1 protein-coding gene is annotated in these 2,139 nt (G+C 69.9%); it reads left to right on the top strand.

The window, feature by feature from the left end:
* The coding region (locus tag GH736_RS21645; protein WP_159606978.1) for a DUF7927 domain-containing protein at window positions 1–2,139 on the top strand (2,139 nt) is incomplete at both ends.

The raw sequence follows: 2,139 nt of genomic DNA, 5'->3' as shown, positions 1-2,139 counted from the left end.
CCCAGGAGTCGCCACCCCCCGCGGAGCAGGGCCCCGCTGCGACACCTTCCGACGGGTCCGACTCCGCGGCGACGCTCTCCGATGAAGCCGCCCCGCAGGCCGCGCGCCTGGCGGACAGCGCCGGCGGGCCGCCCGTCACGACGATCCCCGAGTGGAACGACCACGTCGACATCTGCCACGCGACGGCGAGTGCCACGAATCCGTACGTGGCGATCAGCCCGAGCGTTCGCTCGATCATCGACCCGAACGGCGATCCGAACGACGAGTACGACCCCGACCACGCGCACTCGATGCACCAGGACTTCGGCGACATCATCCCCGAGTTCGACTACTTCGATAAGGATGGTGGGCAGCACCACTTCCCGGGCTTGAACCTCGACCTGCTGCCGATCTTCGAGAACGACTGCAACCTGCCCCCGGTCGGCGTGCTGCTCTCGGTCGCGCCGTGCCCGTCCGTGGTGACGGAGGGGCGGACCATCGAGTACGACCTGTCAGGTCTCGCGATCTCGTTCGACTACGAGTTGACCGTGTACGTCGCAGGCACCACCGAGGTCGTCGGGTCGCTCACGTTCGAGGCCGACAGCGGATCCCTCAGCGGCACCTTCGATCCGCTGCCGCCGGGCGACTACGACGTGGTGCTCCACCGCGTCGGCGCCGACCCCGAGACGGACCTCACGAGGACCGTGACGCTCACGGCGTGCCCGGTGCCGTTCTGGGAACTCGAGAAGAGCTCCGACCCCGTTGACGGCGCCACCGTGCCCGCCGGATCCACCGTGACGTACATGCTGACCGCGACCAACACGTCGCAGGTCCTCGTCACCGGAGCCGTCGCGCTCGACGACGTCACGGACGTCATCGACAATGCGACGCTCGGCCTGCCGCTGCCCGCTGGACTCACGGGCCCGGTCGACGGCGTGCTCACCTGGGCGATCCCCGACCTGCCGCCGGGGGCCAGCGCGACCGTCAGCTACTTGGTCACCGTCGACGCCGACGCATCGGGCCAGCTCCTCCACAATGTGGTCGAGCCGACGGGCGACGGCGAGTGCCCCGTACTCGAGGAGGACGACCCATGCGTGGTCGACCACCCGGTCGGCGACGTGAACCTCGTGCTGGTGAAGGACGCCGCGACCGAGGACGACGAGCCGGTCGACTCCGGTGAGGGCGACGTGATCACCTACACGCTCACGATCACCAACGAGGGCGAGTTCCCGGCGTTCCGCAGCCTCGTCACCGACCAGCTGCCCGACGGCGTCACCTACGTCGAGGGGTCGGCGGTCATCTCCCCGAACCCCGGCGAGTGGGATCCGGTCGAGGTGGAGGACGGCATCATGACGGTGCAGCACAACGGGTGGATCGATCCGGGTGACGTGATCACGATCACGTTCGACGTGACCGTCGGCGAGCTCGCCCAGCCCGGCACCGGGCCGATCCCCGACCTCGTCAACGGTGCCTGCGTGGCCAGTGAGCCCTACGAGGCGGACGACGAGAGCGGAGACCTCATCGGCTACGAAGCCGACGAGTCCGACAACTGCGACGACGCGACCACGCCGGTGAAGTCGATCGGCCTGACCGCCATGGCGCAGTGCGTGAACGACACTCCGTGGTTCACCTACTCGATCACTCCCTACAACGTCGACGACCCGGCGGCCAACCCGATCGTGCTGATCTGGTGGACCCCGGCCGCGTTCGCGGACCGTGACCCGTCGATCCCGGCGAGCGACGTCGCGGCGATCCTCGCCGACGGCGCCTCGCAGGTCGACTCCGTCCCGTACCCGGGCGGATGGTCGAGCGGTCAGACGATCTCCGGCGAGCAGCTCTGGCCGGGTGCCGAGGTCGACGCCTCCGGCAACCCGATCGACTGGCCCGGATGGACGCTCCTCGCCGACGGCACCTGGGTCCTCGACCCGAGCGCGCCGTTCTACGACCTGCGTGCCGAGGCCGTCGTCGAGATCCGGATCAACCCGTCGAACGACGCCGTGGCGGTCTACCCGCCGCCGACGCCGAACTGCAACGCGGCACCGCCGTCGACGACGCCGCCCACGGTGGTGCCGGCCTCGTCGTCGAGCTCCGCGCTCCCGGCCACGGGCGTCGAGCCGGGCGGATTCCTCGCGGCCGCGATGGCGCTGCTCATCGCCGGCG

Origin of the sequence: Agromyces humi, assembly GCF_009720255.1 — a bacterium.
Taxonomy (GTDB): Bacteria; Actinomycetota; Actinomycetes; order Actinomycetales; family Microbacteriaceae; genus Agromyces; species Agromyces humi.
This window is presented reverse-complemented; position numbering and strand designations above follow the sequence as displayed.